Raw genomic sequence first — 19,301 nt, 5'->3', positions numbered from 1 at the left:
GTTTTTCTTCGAGCCTACTGCAGCGGCGTTCCTGGCGGCCGTGTGTGTCACGGCCGGTTTCAACCCTGGGGGGGACCGCCATGCAGCAAGTGCCGAACACGAAGCAAGGCAGCAATGTCTCAAACCGGCGTCCAATGCCGTGGGCAAGACGGGGGTTGACCCTGGCCTGCCTGCTGGGGGCCGCGGCAGGGTGTGAGCCCGAGGACGAGCGCGCCGCGCCGGTCCGCGCCACGCGCCAGAGCGCCGAGAGCCTGCAGTCTCCCAACGGCCTGTCCGTCAACGGCTTGTCCGTCAACGGCTTGTCCGTCAACGGCTTGTCCGTCAACGGCCTGTCCGTCAACGGCCTGTCCACGCAGGCCTTCCGCAATTGGTTCAACCTGAATCCATCGCTCAACGAAGTCACCATGCGCTACGTGGTGCGCTGCGCGATGGCCGAGTCGGAGAGCCTCTCGTGGAGCAACCCGCACACGGGCGGGCACCACACCTGGCAGGGGCAGCTGGCGCTGGCGCCGGGCTGGAGCGCGGGGCTGCCGCCGAGCCTCAGTGAGCAGCAGGCCATCACCGCGTGCCTGGCGGCGCACGCGAACAAGTTCGGCCTGCACATCCCCATCTCCGTGCTGGGCCGCGACGCGCTGGGGCTGCCCATCCCCTACACCGGCCGGGAGCTCGCCACGTACTCCGAGCGCGAGGCGTGCTTCTTCGGCAACCTCTTCACGGACGAGGGCATCCACGCGGCGAACGACCGGCCCGAGCTGCACGACAGCGAGAGCACCTCGCGCGCCTGCGGCCTGTCCTCGCGCAGCGAGGGCTCCGGCTGCGCGCCCATCGCCCACGAGGGCGCGTGCGCCGACTTCTGCACCCTGGATTCGACGCGGACGTACTACACCCACTGCACCCTCAACGGCGTGACGTACCGGCCGCTCACCACGCGCATTCTCCCCACGGACATCTACCGGTGCGGTGACGGCGTGTGCCAGCACACCGAGAGCTGCGGCACGGGCAACACCTTCGACAGCTGCGCCACCGACTGCGGCGCCTGCCCGAAGGACTTGGACTAAGGTCGAATTACCGTTCTAGCAAAGCTTGCTATTTTTTCCGGGTAAGCAGCGACCCTCGGACAACTGGCCGCAGGATTAACCAGCCGACTGTGTCGTCCGTACTCCTCTGTGGCGCCGGTTTTAGCGGTTCTCTCCAGGAACGCTGGAACTGGCGCCTTGGCGGCCGTGGCTTCCACGGCGGCCTTGGGGGGGGAAAAACATGATCAGCAAGCTGGCTGGGATCCGGCAGAACCGTCGCGCCGTGCGGGCAGTCCTTCGTTCTTTCGCCGCAGGGCTCTTGTTGCAAACGCTTGTCTTGTCCGCGCAGGGCTGCGGCCCCGTCGTTCCCGGGGAGGAAGGGGACGCCTGGGGCCTTCAGGAAGAAGCGCTGGGCGGCCCGCAGATCCGCTCCACCAACGGGCTGTCCGTCAACGGCCTGTCCGTCAACGGCCTGTCCGTCAACGGCCTGTCCGTCAACGGCCTGTCCGTCAACGGCCTGTCCAGCACGGCGTTCCGCGATTGGTTCCTCGCGGACCCCACCGTGCGGGACACCGTCATGCGCTACGTGGTCCGGTGCGCGGTGCCCGCGGGCCAGGAGCGCGCCTTCACCCACCCCACCACGGGCGTCACCTACCGCTGGCCGGGGCAGCTGGGGCTCGCCCCGGGCTGGGCGGGGGGCACGCCGGCCACGGTGGCCGAGCAGCAGGTGGTCTCCGCGTGCCTGGCGGCCCATACGAACAAGTACGGCCTGGCCGTCTCCATCTCCGTGCTGGGAAAGACAGCCCTGGGCGTGCCCATCCCCACCACCCCGGAGGAGCTGGCCTCGCACTCCGCCCAGGAGGCCTGCTTCTTCGGCAACCTCTTCGCCTCCTCCGGCGGCATCTTCGCGGCGACCGACCGCCCCACGCTGAACGCCGCGGAGAGCACCACCCGGGCCTGCGGCCTGTCCTCGCAGCACGGCACCACCGAGTGCGCGCCCATGGCCCACGTGGGCTTCTGCGCGGACCACTGCACCCGGGATGCCTCTGGGCTCTTCTACACGCAGTGCACCTACAACGGGGTGCCCTACCAACCGCTCACCACGCGCATCCTGCCCTCGGACATCTACCGGTGTGGCGATGGCACGTGCCAGTTCACCGAGCGCTGCGGCACGGGCACCACCTATGACAGTTGCGCCGCCGACTGCGGCCCCTGTGCTTGAGGGCCACTCTCCGTTCATTCCTACCTAACCCGGATTGCGGACTGTTCTAGGTACCCCAAGACCCATCGGACAAGTGGCCGCACCGTTGACCACCTCGCGCCGAGCCCCGTATTCCTTTACAGCGCCGTCTTTGGCGGTTCTCTCCGGGGAACCCTGAGAAGGCGCACTGGCCACCGTGGTCTCCACGGCGGCCTTGGGGGGGGTTAAAAACATGAAGACGATGCAAGCCGGGACTCGGCCGAGCCGCCGCGTCATGCGTGAAGTCCGCTCCGCGTTCAGCGGGGGACTGTTCTTGGGCCTGGTGGTGCTGCACACGGTGGGCTGCGGCCCTGTGTCTCCCGGGGAGGCCGGGTGGGGCGCCGAGCCCCCGCAAGGCACCCAGGCGGCAGGGCTCCACACCTCGCTGGGCCTGTCCGTCAACGGCCTCACCGTCAATGGGCTGAACGTCAACGGCCTCACCGTCAACGGGCTGAACGTCGATGGGTTGGAGACCGCCGCGTTCCAGGACTGGTTCAACGGGGAGCCGTCCGTCCGGGACGTCACCATGCACTACCTCATCCAGTGCGCGGTGCCGGGCGGCCAGACGCGCACCTTCACCAACCCCGTGACGGGCATCACCCACACCTGGCACGGCGTGCTCGGGCTCGCCCCGGGCTGGGCCTCGGGCGGCCTGCCCACGGTGGCCGAGCAGCAGATCATCTCCGCGTGCCTCGCGGCGCACGTGAACGCGTATGGCAAGCACGTCCCCCTCTCCGTGCAGGGGCGGACCGCCCAGGGGGAGGCCATCGCCTCCACGCCCGAGGAGCTGGCCACGTACACCGAGGAGGAGGCGTGCTTCTTCGGCAACCTCTTCACGGACGAGGGCACCTTCGCGGCCCACGGCAGCACCCAGCTGAAGAACGTGGAGAGCAGCCTGCGCACCTGCGGCCTGGCGCCCCGGGACTTCACCCCCTCGTGCGCGCCCATCCGCCACGTGGGCTCCTGCAAGAACGCCTGCACCTGGGACAAGGCGCTGGGCGCCTATACCGAGTGCAGCCGCAACGGCGTGAGCTACCCGGCGCTCACCACGCGGATGCAGCGCCCGGACATCCACCAATGCGGGGACGGGGTGTGCCAGGCCTCCGAGAGCTGCGGAACCGGGAAGACCTTCAACAGCTGCGCGGCCGACTGCGGGCCGTGCGCTTGAAATCCCCGCAGCGGACGGGCTTTGTGAAAGCGGGGGGATGCTTCAGGATGCGTCCGCCCCGCTTCCCTGCCCGCTCAACATGAAATTCCTGCGTGAACTTCGCTCCGTACTGAATCTGACGGTCCTCGTCGCCGGCCTGGGCTACTTCGTGGACCTGTTCGACATCACCCTGTTCGGGGTGGTGCGTGTGGCCTCGCTCAAGGACATCGGCATCACGGATCCGGCGCAGATCCTCGAGAAGGGCCTGCTCATCTACAACAGCCAGATGATCGGCATGATGGTGGGAGGCCTCGTCTGGGGCATCCTCGCCGACAAGCGGGGCCGGCTCTCGGTGATGTTCGGCTCCATCCTGCTCTACTCGTTCGCCAACATCGCCAACGCGTTCGCCTGGGACGCGACGAGCTACGCGGTCTGCCGCTTCCTGGGCGGCCTGGGCCTGGCGGGCGAGCTGGGCGCCGCCATCACCCTGGTGGCCGAGTCCCTGCCCAAGGACAAGCGCGGCCTGGGCACCACGGTGGTGGCCACCCTGGGCATGCTGGGCATCGTCGCCGCGGCGCTCATCGGCCAGCACCTGTACTGGAAGACGGCCTACCTCACGGGCGGGGTGATGGGGCTGGCGCTGCTGTTCGCGCGCTTCAAGGTGTCCGAGTCCGAGCTGTTCACCAAGAAGACGGACCCGTCGCGCGCCAACCCGCTCTTGCTGCTGCGCGGCGGGCGGTTCCTCAAGTACATCTGCTGCATCCTCATCGGGGTGCCCATCTACTTCACCACCGGCATCCTGTTCACCTTCGCCCCGGAGCTCACCGCGGGGCTGAACGTCCAGGGCCCGGTGACGGCCGGCAACGCCATCCTGTACGGCTCCATCGGGCTGACGCTGGGGGACCTGCTCTCGGGCCTGTTCAGCCAGTGGCTCAAGAGCCGCAAGCGCGCGGTGGCGCTCAACCTGGTGGCGGGCTTCGGGCTGATGCTCGTGTACGGCCTCGCCTCGGGGCTCACCAGCACCGCCGTCTACGTGCTGAGCTTCCTCATCGGCATCACCGTGGGCTACTGGGCGGTGCTCGTCACCATGGCGGCCGAGCAGTTCGGCACCAACATCCGCGCCACGGTGGCCACCACGGTGCCCAACTTCGTGCGCGGCTCGGCGACGCTGGCGGCCAGCGGCTTCGCGGTGCTCAAGGGGCAGATGCCGGTGGCGAGCGCCGCGCTGCTCGTGGGGAGCATCTGCTTCGGCCTCGCGCTGCTGGCGCTCACGCGCATCGAGGAGACGTTCCACCGGGATCTCGACTACGAGGAGGGCCCGCAGGAGCGGTGAGCCCCCGGCGCGGGCCTCAGACGCGCTGGAGCGCGAACACCTCCACGTCCACCCCGTCCGAGGCGTGCACCAGCGGGGCGGCCGGGGGACGGTGGAAGCCCGCCGCCTCCAGCAGGCTCTCCTCCAGCCCCTCCACCCTCGCGCCGCGCACCGGGTAGGGCGTGTGGTGCACCTGGCCGCGCAGGAGCGCCCCGCCGTGCGCGGTGTAGAGGAAGTAGCGCTCCATCAGGAAGTGCTGAAGCGTCCCGGGGGTGGAGGCCGCGGCGGGGCCCTCGGCCAGGCCGCGCACGGAGAGCGTGGCGGGCACGGGGGCGGGCCAGTGGCGCTCGGAGCGGTACGTTCGCCAGCCGCCCGCCGTGCCGTCCGCCAGCGTCATCCGCGAGTAGAAGTACGGCAGCTTGTACCAGGCCCGCGCCAGCCGCACGGCGATGCCGTTGGCCGCATCCAGGCTGAAGAAGAACACCCCCGGGTCCTTCCCCTCGCGGTGCACGTACGTGCGCACGTTCGTCTCGTGGAAGTTCGACAGCGGGGGGAAGGGGGGCAGCAGCGCCGGGCGCACGCCCTGCATGGTGAAGGGCACCAGCCCGATGAACGCCCGCCCCTCGTACGTGTCCAGCGAGAGCCCCGGGGGCAGGGCGCGCGCGAGCACCTCCGCGGGCAGCTCCCAGTGCAGGAAGAGCAGCTTGCGCCAGCGCTGGTACATCACCACGCGCGCGTCAGGCCTGCGGGTGGGGGCGAGGCGGTCCATGGCGGGGGCGCTCACGTGGGCGGGTTGTTGCCGTACATCGTCTCGGCGCGCTGGAAGAGCACCCACGAGGTGATGATGTACTTGTCGCCGGACTCCGGCACGTTGCCCCGGTGGGTGTGGGTGAAGCCCGCGGGGAAGATGAGCAGCCGCCCCGCCTTCGACTCGACCTTGCGCTGCTGGTAGTAGAACTCCGTCTCGCCGCCCTGGCTCACGTCGTTCAGGTAGTACTGGAACGCCAGCACGCGGTGCAGCGGATCACAGCTCGCATCCTTCGGATAGACTTCCGAGTGCCAGTGCGGGTAGCCGCCCGAGCCCCGGATGTACTTCTGCACGTTGAGGTAGCCGTAGCGGTAGAAGTAGCCCACGAGCTGATCCAGCAGCGGGTCTCCCAGGGCGGCGAAGTTCTCCTCCGTCAGCGCCACGCGCTTGCCCGTCTTGGGGTCCATCACCGCCGGGGAGACGGCGCCAATCAGGGTGTACAGGTACTTGCGCAGGTAGCTTCGCAGCGGCGGGAAGGTGCGGTCCATCAGCACGCGGACCAGGTCCTCCCACTCCGGCGTGAGGTTCATGCACAGGTCGTAGCTGTCCTTCTTGGTGGTATCCACGCCGTGGCCGATGCGGCCCCGCTGCACGTGGGAGCTCCGGTTGAACCGGTCGATGATGTCCTGGCACAGCTTGGGGTCCAGCACACCGTCGTGAATCTCGATGAAGTCGGTCATGGGGAGGGAGGCCGCGCGCCTGTGCCTCGATTATAAACGGCGCCCCCCCAGGGGGCCACCGAGGCGGGGAACGCGGCTGCTATAGTCGCGCGCCTCCGGAGGATCTCCCACCATGCGCCGCTTCCTCGCCCTGCTCGCCACCCTTGCCTGCACCGGGGGTTGCTCGTGCCAGGACAAGCCCCGCCCGCCCCCCGCGCCCCCGGTGGCCACCGCCCCAGCGCCCGCCCTCTCCGCCCCCGCCCTTCCTACCGCGCCGCCCATTCCGCCCGAGGCCATGGCGCTGCACATGCAGGGCCGCGCCCGGGGCCAGGAGGGCCAGTTCCCCGAGGCGCTCCAGCTCTTCCAGCAGGCCCAGGCGGCGGCCCCGGACTGGCTCATCCCCCTCTACGACACGGGCTACACGTACGTGCTCCTGGGCGACACCGCCCAGGCCTTGGCCACCTTCGAGCAACTGGACGCGCGCGCCCCACGGGGCTTCTCCGAGAGCAAGAAGTTCCTCGACAGCCTGCGCCGCGAGAAGGCGGGCACCGTCCCGCCCGGCACCCTCCGGGACTTCCTGGCCCTGCGGCAGCTGAGGGACCCGAAGCAGGCCCACCAGAAGCTGGTGGCCCTCACCCAGCGCGCGCCCCAGTTCGTCCCCGCCTGGCAGGAGCTGGCCATGGCCGAGGAGAACATCGCCAAGGCCCGCACGCTCGTGGAGAAGACGCTGGCCCTGAAGCCGGATGAGGAGACGCGGGGCCTGCTGCTCGTGCACCAGGCCACGCTCCTGCGCCGCGAGGGCCAGGAGGAGGAGGGCCAGAAGCGGCTGCGCGCGCTCGCGGAGGACCCTCAGCTCCCGCCGAGCGTCACCGGGCTGGCGAAGGATCTCCAGCACACCCTGCCCGAGCGCCCGCCCGCCGCCCCGGCGCCCTGAAGTCCCGCGCCAGGCACTGGCCCCGGGGCGGGAGCACCCCGCAAAGACACCGGGGACCGCGGCACGAAGCCACGATCCCCGGGAGCCTTCACAGAGAAAGCCGCTGAGTGATTACAGCGCCTTCTTGTTCAGCAGGTTGGTCGTGGTGCCCGACGGGGCGCCGGTGATCTTGCCGATGCTGGCGTTGGTCTTGATCCAGCTGTCGACGGTGGCCGAGGACGCGTCGCCGTAGGTGCCCTTGTAGAGCGCGCCCACGCCCGCCACGTGCGGCGAGGCCATCGAGGTGCCGCTGATGGTGTTGGTGCCGCTGTTGATCCAGGTGGAGGTGATGTCGGTGCCCGGCGCGAAGATGTCGATCAGGCTGCCGTAGTTGGAGTACGAGGCGCGCGCGTCGGTCTTCGTGGAGGCGCCCACCGTGGTGACGGCCGGGGCGCTCGCCGGCGAGAAGCCGCTGGCGTTGGCGTTGCTGTTGCCCGCGGCCACCGCGACGAACACGCCCGCGTTGGACAGGTTGGTGACCGCCGTGTTCACCGCCGAGGAGGCGCTGCCGCCGAGGCTCATGTTGGCCACCGCGGGCTTCACGTGGTTGGTCGTCACCCAGTTGATGCCGGCGATGACGCCCGAGTTGGAGCCGGAGCCCGAGCAGTTCAGCACGCGCACCGCGCGCAGCTTGACGCCCTTGGCCACGCCGTAGGTGGCGCTGCCGATGGTGCCCGCCACGTGCGTGCCGTGGCCCTGGCAGTCATTGCCGTTCTGGCCGTCGCCGATCGCGTCGTAGCCCACCGCCGCGCGGCCACCGAACTGCGAGTGGTTGATCTGGATGCCCGTGTCGATGACGTAGGCCGTCACGTTGGAGGCGGTGGTGGTGTAGGTGTAGCTGTTGCTCAGGGGCAGGCTCACCTGGTCGATGCGGTCAATGCCCCACGTGGCGGGGGACTGGGTGACCTCGAGCTTCACCACCGCGTCCTCCTCGACGAACAGGACGTTGGCGTCCTTGCGGACCTCGGCCAGCTGCTCCGCGGTCAGGTCGGCGGCAAAGCCGTTGATGACGCTGTAGTTGTGGCGCGTGTTGATGCGCGAGGCGAGCGCGGCGCGGCGCAGGCCGCCCTCCTGCTTCGTCACGACGATGTAGGAGCCCGGAATGGCCGTGCCGGCGGGGGCCAGCATCAGGGGGGCCTCGGTCTGGCTGATGTCCGAGCCGTCCATCATCTCGGCGTCGTTCAGCTCACCACCGCAAGCGGCCAGGGCCAGAGCAGTACCAAGGAAAAGCGTATTGCGCACGGTCTTCATAGGGAACTCCTGAAACATCGGGGGATTGGGTGAAGCGCGCGCAAAGTACAGAAGAAGAATTTCTTACTCAAGTCCGAACTACGAGAAAACGAGTCTTCGCTCTTAGCAATTTTTTACGCTGATACCGTGAATTGCCGGCCTGGCCTGGACACGCCTCTTTCCGGGCTCAGGCCCACAGGGCGGTCCAGTCGTCCCCGGGCCGGAACACCCGGGCCCCGTGCCGCTCGCACAGCGAGGCATGGCGCAGGGCCGCGGGGCCGCCCACCCACACGGGCACGCCCGGGGGCAGCGCGGCCATGAGCGGGCCGAGGGTCTGCTCGAAGGCGGCCGCGCCCGGGTCCGCCACCGCGGACAGCCCCACGAGGTGGGGGCGGAGCTGCGCCACCATGAGCCCCAGCTCCTTCACGGGCACGCGCGGGCCCAGCAGGCTCACCTGGAGGCCCGCGTGCCGCAGCCGCAGGGCGGTCCCCAGGAGCCCCACCTCGTGCTCCTCGTCCGGAAAACACCCGAGCACCGCGTGCCGGTGCCCCGCGTTCTGCGGCGCCGCGTGCAGCAGGCCCACCAGCCGCGCCCGCACCACCTGGGACACCAGGTGCTCCTGGGCCACCGTCAACGTGCCCGCGTGCCAGCGGTCCCCCACCGCGCGCTGCAGCGGCGCCAGCACCTCGTCGAAGGCCTTGAGCGGCGGCAGCGCCGCCAGCACCTCGTCCAGCACCTGGGAGACGGCCACCTGGTCATAGCGCTCCGCCGCCGCCAGCACCGCCTCGCGCCAGGCCTCCGGGCGCGGGCCATCGCCTCCGTCCCGCCCGGGCAGAGGCTCGGGGCCCCGGGCCGCCTCGCGCGAGGCCCACGCGGCGGCCTCCCGGATGGACATGCCCTCCCCGGTGAGCTGCTTCATCCGCCGCAGCAGCGCGACGTCCTGCCCGGTGTAGACGCGGTAGCCCGCGGGCGTGCGCTGGGGGCGGGGCACGCCGTAGCGGCGCTCCCAGGCGCGGATCAGCTCCGCGCTGACCCCCGACAGCTCCGCGGCGGTGTGGATGCGATAGGTGCGCTCGGCCATGCGGGCAGGGGGTTTCCGGTTCGAGTCCCTCGCGCCGCGGATCCACGGACGGGAGGCCCTCCGCATACCGGCGGCCCTCGCGTAACGCAACCGGGCAGGCCCGGGGGCTCCGGCGCAGGCCTCCCGCTCAGGTGCCGTTGGGCGCGCCCCGGGCCTGCTGCCACAGCGCCATCAGCTCGCTGGCCGTCTCGGCATACTGCGCCCCACACGAGAAGATGGCCTTGAGGTGCTCGCGCGCCCCCGGCCCCCCCGCCACCACCAGCACGGGGGCACAGGCCTGCACCGCCTCGCGCAGCACCTGCACCATCTCCTCCGGCTCCCGGCGGCGCACGAAGGAGAGCGCCACCAGGTCCGGGGCCACCTGCGCGCACGCGCTGTGCAGCGCCTCGGCGGGCGTGTCCGCGCCCAGCACCGTCACCCGCCAGCCCCGGCGCTTGAGGAACAGCCCCAGCGCCAGGAGCCCCCCCTCGTGGTGGTCCCGCGCCGGGCACGCGAGCACCGCCCGGGGGCCCTCCTGGCGCGCGCCCTCCGCGGCGAGGAGCGCGCTCAGCCGCTGGCGGATCAACGCCGAGGCCAGGTGCTCCCGGGCGATGTCCACCCGCTCCCCCATCTCCCGGAGCAGGGGCAGCAGCAGGCCCTCGCAGTACGTGTCCACGTCCATGGCGGCCTGGCCCTCGTCCAGCACGCGCAGCGCCTCGTCCGTGTCCATGCGCTTGGCCGCGGCCCAGAAGCGCTCCGGGAGCGTCCCCTCCAGAGGCAGCTCGCGCGCGGGCAAGGCCTTCACCTGGGAGATGGCCTCGCTCACCGAGAGCCCCTCCTCGATGAACCTCGCCACCCGGCGGATGTTCTCCACCTCCTCGCGCGTGTAGGCGCGGTAGTTGTTCTCGCTGCGGTGCGGGCGCGGAAAGCCGTAGCGCCGCTCCCACGCGCGCAGCGTGGCCTCGCGGATGCCGGTCAGCCGGGCAATGGTGCGGATGCGCAGCAGGCTCATGCCCGCATTCCCCGCACCGTGTCCCACCGCTCCGCCACCCCGCTGCCCCCCGACACCTTCAGGGTGAAGCCCTCCGGGCTCACCGCCGAGGCCACCCGCCGCACCACCGCCTCCAGCGAGGACTGGAACAGCGGCAGGGGCCCGGGGCCGTGCGGGGGGCCCACCTCCACCAGCACCTCGGGCCGCTCGTGCTCGAAGAAGGCGTAGCGGAACGCCACCGGCAGGCACTCCACCCGGCCTGCCCGCGCCAGCAGCTCCACCCCCCGCTCGAGCCGCAGCGGCAGCACGCCGAAGGGCCGGTGCTCCCCCTCGGGGAAGACGCCGATGGCGGCCCGGGGCTTGCGCATCAGCTCGCGCGCGTAGCGCAGGGACTCCATCGCGGAGGCGGCCTCGCCCGGACGGATGCTGAAGGCCCCGATGCGCGCCAGGAAGCGGTAGCGCCGCAGGTTCTTCTCCTCCATCAGGCAGTACGCGTCCCACCCGGCCACCTGCCCGAGCTGGTGGAGCACGAAGCCATCCCACCAGTTCGAGTGGTTCATGTAGACGAGGCGGGCCTCGGGGCCCGCGGGCAGCGTGCCCCGCACCCACAGGCCCCGGAACATGGACCGGAACTTCCAGCCCACGTACCGGTCCAGCGCCCAGCCGAGTGGCCCTCCCTTCCGCGCGTGGATCAAGGCACCCGGGCCTCCCGCCGGTTCACCAGCGCCGTGAACAGGGACAGCCCCAGGGAGACCAGCACGCTGGTCATCAGGAAGAAGAGCACCTCTTCCAGGGGCACCATGCCCACGTACACGCCGAGGTGCTTGCCCTCGCCGAAGTTCCAGATGCCCGCGGCGATGGCCAGGTGGTCCGCCACCGACAGGTACACGCCGATGATGAAGGCCGGGGGCAGCACCGCCCGCAGCACCGCCCAGGAGCGCTCCCGGTAGTGGAAGAACAGCACCCCGAGCTGCATCAGGATGACGGGCAGGCCCCAGCCCAGCAGGTGGATGAGGTACGCCCAGCGGCCCTCCATCAGCCCGCTCATGGGGACACCTCGCGCGGCTTCAGGGCCGTGCCCGCCTGGGTGGAGGCCACCGGCACGTCCGCCCGCTCCGCCCGGGAGGGCGGGGCCGTGCGCGGCTGCGGCTCGCGGGCCAGCACGCGCATGAGCCGCGCCCGGGCCCAGAGCCCCACCAGCAGCGTCTGCAGGCCGAAGAAGAGGTACTCCTCCAGCGGCAGGTACCCCAGCTTGATGCCCCAGATGCGCTCGGGATCGAACCCCCACAGGCCCCACTTCACCGCCAGGTTGTCCCAGGGCGACGTCGCCGCGTACACGACGATGAGCAAGAGCCCCATCGGCGCCAGGCTCCGCGCCGTGAACGTCTTCCGGTAGCGCACCACCAGGAAGAGGATGGGCAGCACCACGAACACTCCCAGGAACCGTGCGTACGTCATCCCTGTCCTCCGCTGAACTCGGGCCACACCGGCGCCATCCGCCCCCCCCGCCGCAACGCATAGGTCCGGCCGCGCCACGTCACCCGGGCCTGGCCCAGCGAGCGCATGAACGCCACCAGCAACAGCGCCTCGCCCAGCACCCAGGCGCCGAGCACCACCCCCGCCCCGGCCGGCGCGGTCTCTGCCTCCGTCCCCGCCGGGGGCGCCGTCAGCACCGCCAGGCGCCAGGACAGCAACGTGCGCACCCCCACCAGCACGCCCGTGGCCGCCGCCAGCACGCCCGAGCCCAGTACGGCGCTCAGCACCGCGAGCGGCAGGGTCGGCGTGAACAGCAGCGGCACCGTCGGGTACAGCCCCGGCCGGTGGCTGGCCAGCACCTGCATCCACCGGGTGAAGCGCTCCACCGCCGGGCGCCAGGAGGCGAGGGGCGCCATCGGCACCAGCGCGGGCGCCTCCGCCAGCGCCACATCCAGTCCCCGCGCGTACAGCCGCCGCGACAGCTCCAGGTCCTCGCCAATGTGGTCCGCCAGGCCGCGCAGCTCCTGAACCGCCACGGGCGACAGCCCCAGCGCCTTGCCACACACCGCCTTGGCCCCGGCGCTCATCGCATGCAGGACGCGGAAGCTGTGGTGGGTGTGGCGCAGGAGCCCCGCCACGGCCCAGCCTACCGCGCCGCTCACCCCCACGGGCGTGGGGGCCGCCGTGCTCAGCGCCGCGCCCGCCGCCACCGGCCCCGCGAGCCCCTCCACCAGCGCGCCCGTCACCGCCACGTCCGCGTCCACCGCCACCACCACCCGCTCGCCCACCTCCAGCACCGCCAGGGCGTACAGCAGGTGGCCCACCTTGCGGTTGGGAGCCGTGGGGTCGCTCGGCAGCCAGCGCACGCCCGGCGCCAGCCGCGGCCGGTACGGGGACACCACCACCTGCTCCAGCGGCCCCGCGTAGTCCACCGGCCGGGCGAGGTTCTCCAGCTCCCGCGGCGTGGGCTCGTCCACCGGACGCAGCAGCAGCACCGGCACCCGCGTGGCCACGCCCGTGCCCCGCTTCATGCGCAACAGCCGCGAGAGCGCCACCGCGCTGAAGCCCGTGGCGAGCACCGCCCAGGCCAGGCCCACGAGCACCGCCGCGCTCATGAAGCACGCTCCAGGCGCGTGCGGAAGTGCGCCATCCAGCGGATGTAGGGCGAGTGGAAGCGCCGGAAGTCCGCCACCTCGCCCAGCGTGTCCAGCCCCTGCTTCCGGGCCTCCACGCGCGCGTAGAAGGGAGAGGACTCCAGCAGCCGGGCCTCCCCCACCTCGAGGGCGCCCGCGTGCAATTGCCGTGGCACCTGGAGCCCCCAGCCGGTGCGCCCCATGCGCGGCACCGCCAGCCCCTGGGACTCGCGCTCGCACTGGACGCCCTGCTCGCCGGCCTTCACGCGCACGGGCGTCACGCCGCCGGGCAGCACGTAGTCCACCACCGTCTCCTGGCCTCCGTGCGTGCGCGCCCAGCGCCAGCCGGGAAGCCGCGCGCCGAGCTGCTCCCCGCCGTGGTTGGTGTCGTGGTAGCCCATCCCCTCCAGCGCGAGCCCCTCGGTCACCAGCTCCAGCCGGGCATGCGCCCGCGGCGCCATGGGCTGCCACCAGTGCGGCAGGTCCGGCACCAACTGGACTTCCGTGCCCAGCGGCGTGAGCGGCTCCAGCGTCAGGTTCGCGCGCACCGGGCGCCCCCAGGGCGCCGTGCGCTCGTCCACCTCCATGCGCACCCGGTTGCCCTCGTAGGCGAGCGTGGAGCGGCCAATGCGCAGGTGCCACGGGGACTCCAGCGCCAGCGCCGGGTACTCGCTGAGCACCCAGCACAGGCGCACGCCCTGGCGGTACAGGGCGAAGTTCACCGCGGCATGCTCCCAGGGCAGTCCGCCCTGGCGCGCCGCCACCGAGTAGCGCGGGGAGAAGAGCGAGCCCACCATGAAGATGAACACGGCGCTGTACTCCCCCGCGGTCACGTCCGCGTAGTACCAGCGGTAGGTTCCCGGGCCGGAGGGAAGTGAAGGCAATGCGGGCGAGGAACTCATGCGTCCCCTCCTTTCAGGTGTTTCGAGGCCAGCTCCGCGGCGAAGCGTCCCGACAGCATGACGAGCGGCACCCCGCCGCCCGGGTGCGTTCCGCCTCCCGCGAAGAACAGGCCGGGCGCCGCGCCGCGGATGCGCGGCCGGCGGAACGGGCCAAACCGGCCGTGCGGCAGAAAGCCGTAGATGGAGCCGCCGGGCGCCCCTTGCGCCGCCCAGTCCACCGGCGTGCGCTGCCCCAGCACCCGCACGCGCCCCTTCAGCTCCGGGAAGTGCGCGTACAGCTTCTCGAACATCTGCTGGCGCACCCGCTCGGCATGCCCCGTCCACGCCTCCGCCGCCGCCTCGGCCTGCACCCGCCCCGTGGGCAGCGCGGGGGCGTTCACCATGACGAACAGCCCCGTGCGCCCGGCGGGCGCCATGGAGTCATCCGTGGCGCCCGGGTTGCACACGTACACCGTGGGGTCCGTGGCCAGGTGCCCGGAGAACAGCTCGCTGAACTCGCGCCGGTAGTCCCTGCCGAAGAGCACCGTGTGGTGGGGCACCGCCGGGTGGCCCGCCACCTCCAGCAACATCACCACCCCCGAGAGCGCCAGGGGCTCGTCCTCCCGGTGCAGGGGCGCGAGCGGATCCGCGTTCACCACCACGGTGTCGTACACCTCGGCCTCGCCCACGGGCCCCACCCGCCAGGTGCCATTCGCCTCGCGCTCGTAGCGCGCCGGGGCGTTGAGCCGGATGTCCACCCCCAGCCGCCGCACCGCCTCCCCCAGCGCCTCCACCAACGCGCCAATGCCGCCGCGCACGTGGTGCGTGCCGTAGGCCCGCTCGATGTGGGGAATGAGCGCGAAGGCCGCGCTCGCCTCATAAGGAGAGGCGCCCGTGTACGTGGCGAAGCGGCCCACGAACTGCTGCAGGTGGTCCGTCTTGAAGTGCTTCTCCGCCAGCTCGTGCAGGGTGGACAGCCGCATCCCGGCCCGCACCGCGCCCAGGCCCCGCCGCGCCACCCGCGCCATGAAGCCCGTCATCCCCTCGTAGGGCGCCTCCAGGTAGGGCTCGCCCGCGGCCTGGTAGATGGCCTCCGCATCCTTATAGAAGGAGAGCACCCCGTGCCGCTCGCTGGGCCGCAGCTCCCCGGCGCTGTCCGCCATGCGCTCCAGGTCCTTGTAAGCCGTGAAGACGCACCCGTCCCCGAAGCGGTACACGCACTGCGGATCCAGCTCCAGGAAGGGGGGCAGCAAGTCCAACGCCCCCAGCGCCTCGAAGGTGCCGCGCACCAGCGCCGGCAGCGTCAGCAGCGTGGGGCCCGTGTCCAGGGCGATGCCCTCCAGGGTGACGCCCTGGGCCTTCCCCCCCAGCCGGGGTCCGCGCTCGAAGAGCGTCACCGCGTGGCCCTCCTGGGCCAGCAGTCCGGCGGCCGTCAGGCCCCCGATGCCCCCGCCCATCACGGCGGCGCGGCGCCTCATCCTTGCTCTCCCATGCGCGGTGCCAGCTCCCCATCGAGCAGCTCCCGCGCCCGCTCCGGCCGGTACACGTGCTCGCGCGACAGCCGCTCGGAGACGATGTCCACCAGCTCGCCGCGCGCGCCGGCCTCCACCGCCACGCGCCGCGCGTGCAGCGACATGTGGCCCCGCTGGATGCCCTCGGTGGACAGCGCCTTGAGCGCCGCCAGGTTCGTGGCCAGCCCCGCCGCGGCCGCCAGCCCCGCCAGCTCCACCGCGCGCGAGGTCCCCGCCAGCTTCAGCGCCCGGCGCACCCCCGCGTGCGTGCGGGCCGCGCCCCCCACGGTGGAGGTGGCCAGCGGCATCTCCAGCGCGCCGCCCAGCGCCCCGTCCGGCTCGCGCCACCAGGACGTGAGCGGCTGGTAGCGGCCCGAGCGCGCCGCATAGGCGTGGGCGCCCGCTTCCACCGCGCGCCAGTCATTGCCGCACGCCACCAGCACCGCGTCCACGCCGTTCATCACCCCCTTGTTGTGGGTGACAGCGCGGTACACGTCCAGCTCCGCGAAGCGCTGCGCCGCGAGGATGCCCTCCAGCACCTGCTCCCCGTCCGTGAAGCCCTCCGAGGCCAGCGCCGCCAGCGGCACGCGCGCGCACACGCGCACCTTGCGCCGGTCCGCCAGGTTGGTGAGGATCTTCAGCCCCACCCGGGCCCCGGTGAGCGCGCCCAGCCAGGGCGCCAGCGCCTCCGCCAGGCCGTTGACGAGGTTGGCGCCCATCGCATCGCGCGTGTCCACGTGCAGGTGCACCACCAGCGTGGTGGCATCCAGCACGCGCACCTCCAGCTCCCGCGCCCCGCCGCCGCGCTGGCACATGGCGGGCATCAGCGCATCGGCACGATCCAGCAGCGCGGGGGCCTCCTTGCGCAGCGTGGCCATGGCCGCCTCCAGGCGGGGCACGTCCAGGAGCTGCACCTGCGCGGTGGTGATGGGCGCATCCGCGGACACCGTGAAGCCGCCCCCTTCGGCGCACAGCCGGGCCGCGTAGCTGGCCGCGGCGATGATGGAGGGCTCCTCCACCACCATGGGCACCAGCCGCGCCTGGCCATCCACCACGAAGTTGAGCGCCACGCCCAGCGGCAGGCCATGCAGGCCGATGACGTTCTCCACCATCGCGTCCGCGCACGCCTCGTCGAAGCCCCCCAGCCCCTCCAGCTCCCGGGCCTCCAGGGCCGTCAGCCAGCGGGCCTCCACCAGCCGGGACCGGCGCCGCTCCATCGGCTCGCGGTAGAAGCCCGACAGGCGCGAGGTGCGCGGAATCTCCAGCGGCTTCACGCTGTCGTCGCTCATCCCTGGCTCCTCGTGGGAAGCAGCGGCGCGGGCACCTTCTCCACCGGTAACGGGGTGGGCAGGACCGTCTCCGGCCGGGAGAAGGCCGCCAGCGCCAGCGCCAGCTTGCGGCGGCCCGGCACATACGCGCGCCCGCTGAACACGTCGTAGTCCCGCGCCTCGATGACGCGCAGGATGTCCCCGTAGATGCCGCCCATCAGCCGCACCATGCGGCGGCTGCCCAGGCCCGTCAGGTAGGGCACCCCGGCGGCCGCGCTCGCGTAGTAGCCGCGCGCCCGGTGAATCTGGAAGCGCATGAAGTCGCGCCACCGCGCATCGCTCTTGCCCGCCCACAGGTCCGCCTCGGACAGCCCGAAGGAGGCCAGCTCCGCGCTGGGCAGGTAGACCCGGCCGCGCTCCAGGTCCTCGCGCACGTCGCGCAGGATGTTGGTGAGCTGCATGCCCCGGCCCAGGTCCGCCGCGTGGGCCGCGGCGCGCTCGTCGATGCACCCCAGCACCGGGGTGAGCATCAGCCCCACCACGCCGGCGACGCGGTAACAGTACAGGTCCAGCTCCTCGAAGGTGGCGTAGCGGCTCTTCGTCAGGTCCATCTCCATGCCGGAGATGAGATCCTGAAAGGGCTGCTCGGGAATGCGGAAGCGGTGGATGCAGTGCTTGAGGGCGGCGAACTCGCCCTCGTCCCAGGGGCACTGCTCCTGGGCGCTCATCAGCCGCTGCGCGGGGGACTCCAGCCCGGGCGCCGCCAGCTCCGGCATGGGCAGGTACACCTCCGCCACGCGCTGCCGCGCCCGCTCCAGCCGGGCCTTCAGGTCCACCGGCGCCACGCCCTCGCCGCCCTCGTCCACCATGTCGTCCAGCCGCCGGCAGAAGGCGTACAGGGCGAACGCCGCCCTGCGCCGCTCGCCGAACAGCAGGTACGAGGCGAAGTAGAAGCTCTTGGCGTGGTGGCGCGTCACCGAGCGCGCCAGACGGTAGCCCTGGGAGACGAGGCGCGCATTCTCGTGCGAGTTCATGACGCCAGCTCCACCGCCGCCGGGGAGGCGGGCGGCCGCGGGGCGAGGGACAGCCGGCTCTGCTGGGCCCACGCCAGCATGCGCTCCACCACCAGCCGCGCGGAGATGAGCACCGTGGGCAGGCCCGTGCCCGGCTGCGTGGAGGCCCCGACGAAGAAGAGGTTCTTCACGCGCGCGTCCTGGTTCGAGGGCCGGAAGGGGCCGATCTGGAAAAAGTTCTGCGCCAGCCCGAACGCACTGCCGTGCATCAGGTTGAAGGAGGAGGCCCAGTCATCCGGCGTGAAGACGCGCTCCACCTCCACGTCCCGCTCGAGCTCCGGGTAGCCCAGCTCCGCGAGGCGCTGGAACACCTGCGCCCGCACCCGCGGCCCCTCCACCTTCCAGTCCACGCTGGGGTGCTGGCGCGGCACCGGCACCAGCACGTACACCCCGTCCTTGCCCGGCGGTGCCAGGCTGGGGTCCAGGCGCGAGGGGATGTTGAGGTAGAAGCTCGGGTCGGCCGGCACGCGGAAGCGCTCGAAGATGTCATCGAAGGAGCCGCGGTAGTCCCGGCCGAACACCACCGTGTGCTGATCCAACCCCTCGTAGCGCTTCTTCAGCCCCAGGTAGAGCATGTAGCCGCTGGAGGTGTAGCGCAGCGAGTCCTTGCGCCGGAGCGAGGTGGGCGCCCCCTCCAGGAGCTTCTCGTACACGTAGGGCAGGTCCGCGTTGCACAGCACCACGTCGGCCCGCACCCCGCGGCCCCCCTCCAGCTCCACGCCCGTGGCGCGCGCGCCCTCGGTGAGGATGCGCCGCACGGGGGCGCCATAGTGCAGCCGCACGCCCTCCTCGCGCGCCACGCGCTCCAGCGCCAGGGGAATGGCGTACAGGCCCCCCTTGGGGAACCAGATGCCCACGCCCAGCTCCGTGAAGGGCAGCAGCCCGTACACCGCCGGCGAGGCGAACGGCGAGACGCCCAGGTACATCGTCTGGAACGTCATCGCCGCGCGCAGCCGGTCGTCCTGGAAGTAGCGGCTGACGTCCGCGTACATGCGGCGGTGGGCGCGGACCTTGAAAATCTTCGCCAGCACCCCGGGCGAGAAGTAGTCGGCGATGCCCGCGTAGTTGCGCCCCACCAGGTGGTCCAGGCTGGTCCGGTACTGCACGCGCCCCTGGGCCATGAAGGCCAGGTAGCGCTGGAAGCTGCCCGGCTCGAGCCGCTCCAGCTCCTGGCCCATGGCGCACAGCTCGGAGGTGAAGGTGACGTCCGAGCCGTCCCGGAAGTGGATGCGGTAGTTCGTCTTGCACCGCATCAGCGTCAGGTAGTCCTCGATGCGCCGGCCCAGCGCCCGGAACGTCTCCTCGAACACTTCCGGCATCAGCACGATGGTGGGGCCCATGTCCCACGTGAAGCCGTCCACCTTGAGCTGGGCGCAGCGGCCCCCGGGCCCATCCGTCTTCTCGAAGAGCTGAACGTCGAACCCCTGGCGCGCGAGCCGGGCCGCGGCGGCGAGCCCTCCCACGCCGGCGCCCACCACCACCGCCGTAGGCCTGCCCCCTTGCCCGATGCCCATGGTGTGTTC

General features: G+C 71.7%; 19 protein-coding genes. 5 read left to right on the top strand and 14 right to left on the bottom strand.

The window, feature by feature from the left end; genetic code table 11:
- The first annotated feature begins 80 nt into the window (after nucleotides 1–80).
- From KY661_RS02820 to KY661_RS02805, 4 genes are all read left to right on the top strand, one after another.
- Nucleotides 81–1,058, top strand: a complete 978-nt coding sequence (locus tag KY661_RS02820) for a hypothetical protein (protein ID WP_398577128.1) — start codon at nucleotides 81–83, stop codon at nucleotides 1,056–1,058.
- 199 nt (nucleotides 1,059–1,257) lie between these two features.
- Nucleotides 1,258–2,238 (top strand): hypothetical protein, encoded by a 981-nt coding sequence (locus tag KY661_RS02815; protein WP_225408707.1) that lies wholly within the window; start codon nucleotides 1,258–1,260, stop codon nucleotides 2,236–2,238.
- Between the two features lie 211 nt (nucleotides 2,239–2,449).
- On the top strand, nucleotides 2,450–3,424 hold the full coding sequence (locus KY661_RS02810; protein ID WP_225408706.1) for a hypothetical protein: 975 nt from the start codon (nucleotides 2,450–2,452) through the stop codon (nucleotides 3,422–3,424).
- Between the two features lie 79 nt (nucleotides 3,425–3,503).
- Nucleotides 3,504–4,736, top strand: a complete 1,233-nt coding sequence (locus KY661_RS02805) for an MFS transporter (protein WP_225408705.1) — start codon at nucleotides 3,504–3,506, stop codon at nucleotides 4,734–4,736.
- Nucleotides 4,737–4,752: 16 nt separating this feature from the next.
- On the opposite strand, the gene KY661_RS02800 is transcribed toward KY661_RS02805, so the two are convergent.
- Both KY661_RS02800 and KY661_RS02795 read right to left on the bottom strand, forming a co-directional pair.
- Nucleotides 4,753–5,484: a YqjF family protein gene (locus tag KY661_RS02800; protein WP_225408704.1), complete on the bottom strand. Its 732-nt coding sequence runs from the start codon at nucleotides 5,482–5,484 to the stop codon at nucleotides 4,753–4,755.
- 11 nt (nucleotides 5,485–5,495) lie between these two features.
- Nucleotides 5,496–6,203: a 2OG-Fe(II) oxygenase gene (locus KY661_RS02795; RefSeq protein WP_075010199.1), complete on the bottom strand. Its 708-nt coding sequence runs from the start codon at nucleotides 6,201–6,203 to the stop codon at nucleotides 5,496–5,498.
- A 112-nt stretch (nucleotides 6,204–6,315) separates the two neighbouring features.
- Here KY661_RS02795 and KY661_RS02790 point away from each other — a divergent pair, with 112 nt between their 5' ends.
- A complete protein-coding gene (locus KY661_RS02790; protein ID WP_225408703.1) occupies nucleotides 6,316–7,116 on the top strand; it encodes a tetratricopeptide repeat protein in 801 nt (266 codons plus the stop codon).
- Nucleotides 7,117–7,227: 111 nt separating this feature from the next.
- Here the strand turns inward: KY661_RS02790 and KY661_RS02785 are convergent, their stop codons facing one another.
- From KY661_RS02785 to KY661_RS02730, 12 genes are all read right to left on the bottom strand, one after another.
- Nucleotides 7,228–8,406, bottom strand: a complete 1,179-nt coding sequence (locus KY661_RS02785; protein WP_225408702.1) for a S8 family peptidase — start codon at nucleotides 8,404–8,406, stop codon at nucleotides 7,228–7,230.
- A 166-nt stretch (nucleotides 8,407–8,572) separates the two neighbouring features.
- Nucleotides 8,573–9,466, bottom strand: coding sequence for a MerR family transcriptional regulator (locus KY661_RS02780; protein ID WP_225408701.1), 894 nt, complete (start codon nucleotides 9,464–9,466; stop codon nucleotides 8,573–8,575).
- 127 nt (nucleotides 9,467–9,593) lie between these two features.
- Complete coding sequence (locus tag KY661_RS02775) at nucleotides 9,594–10,457, bottom strand: MerR family transcriptional regulator (protein WP_225408700.1); 864 nt, start codon at nucleotides 10,455–10,457, stop codon at nucleotides 9,594–9,596.
- Nucleotides 10,454–11,131 (bottom strand): lysophospholipid acyltransferase family protein, encoded by a 678-nt coding sequence (locus KY661_RS02770; RefSeq protein WP_225408699.1) that lies wholly within the window; start codon nucleotides 11,129–11,131, stop codon nucleotides 10,454–10,456. Before KY661_RS02770 ends, KY661_RS02775 begins: the two co-directional genes overlap by 4 nt.
- Nucleotides 11,128–11,475: a lycopene cyclase domain-containing protein gene (locus KY661_RS02765; RefSeq protein WP_075010278.1), complete on the bottom strand. Its 348-nt coding sequence runs from the start codon at nucleotides 11,473–11,475 to the stop codon at nucleotides 11,128–11,130. The genes KY661_RS02770 and KY661_RS02765 overlap by 4 nt, the downstream gene beginning before the upstream one ends.
- Nucleotides 11,476–11,480: 5 nt before the next feature.
- On the bottom strand, nucleotides 11,481–11,894 hold the full coding sequence (locus KY661_RS02760; protein WP_225408697.1) for a lycopene cyclase domain-containing protein: 414 nt from the start codon (nucleotides 11,892–11,894) through the stop codon (nucleotides 11,481–11,483).
- A complete protein-coding gene (locus KY661_RS02755; protein ID WP_225408696.1) occupies nucleotides 11,891–13,027 on the bottom strand; it encodes a glycosyltransferase in 1,137 nt (378 codons plus the stop codon). Before KY661_RS02755 ends, KY661_RS02760 begins: the two co-directional genes overlap by 4 nt.
- Entirely contained in the window at nucleotides 13,024–13,947 is a 924-nt protein-coding gene (locus KY661_RS02750) for a carotenoid 1,2-hydratase (RefSeq protein WP_225408695.1), read from the bottom strand. Before KY661_RS02750 ends, KY661_RS02755 begins: the two co-directional genes overlap by 4 nt.
- Nucleotides 13,944–15,404, bottom strand: coding sequence for a phytoene desaturase family protein (locus tag KY661_RS02745; protein ID WP_225408694.1), 1,461 nt, complete (start codon nucleotides 15,402–15,404; stop codon nucleotides 13,944–13,946). The genes KY661_RS02750 and KY661_RS02745 overlap by 4 nt, the downstream gene beginning before the upstream one ends.
- Nucleotides 15,401–16,726, bottom strand: coding sequence for a hydroxymethylglutaryl-CoA reductase, degradative (locus tag KY661_RS02740; RefSeq protein ID WP_225408693.1), 1,326 nt, complete (start codon nucleotides 16,724–16,726; stop codon nucleotides 15,401–15,403). The genes KY661_RS02745 and KY661_RS02740 overlap by 4 nt, the downstream gene beginning before the upstream one ends.
- The gene (locus KY661_RS02735) at nucleotides 16,723–17,739 is read right to left on the bottom strand and encodes a phytoene/squalene synthase family protein (protein ID WP_225408692.1); all 1,017 of its coding nucleotides are present in this window, start codon (nucleotides 17,737–17,739) and stop codon (nucleotides 16,723–16,725) included. The genes KY661_RS02740 and KY661_RS02735 overlap by 4 nt, the downstream gene beginning before the upstream one ends.
- On the bottom strand, nucleotides 17,736–19,292 hold the full coding sequence (locus tag KY661_RS02730; protein ID WP_225408691.1) for a phytoene desaturase family protein: 1,557 nt from the start codon (nucleotides 19,290–19,292) through the stop codon (nucleotides 17,736–17,738). Before KY661_RS02730 ends, KY661_RS02735 begins: the two co-directional genes overlap by 4 nt.
- Nucleotides 19,293–19,301: the final 9 nt, after the last annotated feature.

It is taken from the genome of Allostigmatella hybrida (assembly GCF_020103775.1).
GTDB lineage: Bacteria > Myxococcota > Myxococcia > Myxococcales > Myxococcaceae > Hyalangium > Hyalangium aurantiaca.
The sequence above is the reverse complement of the archived record's forward strand: the minus strand, read 5'-3'. Positions and strand labels throughout refer to the sequence as shown.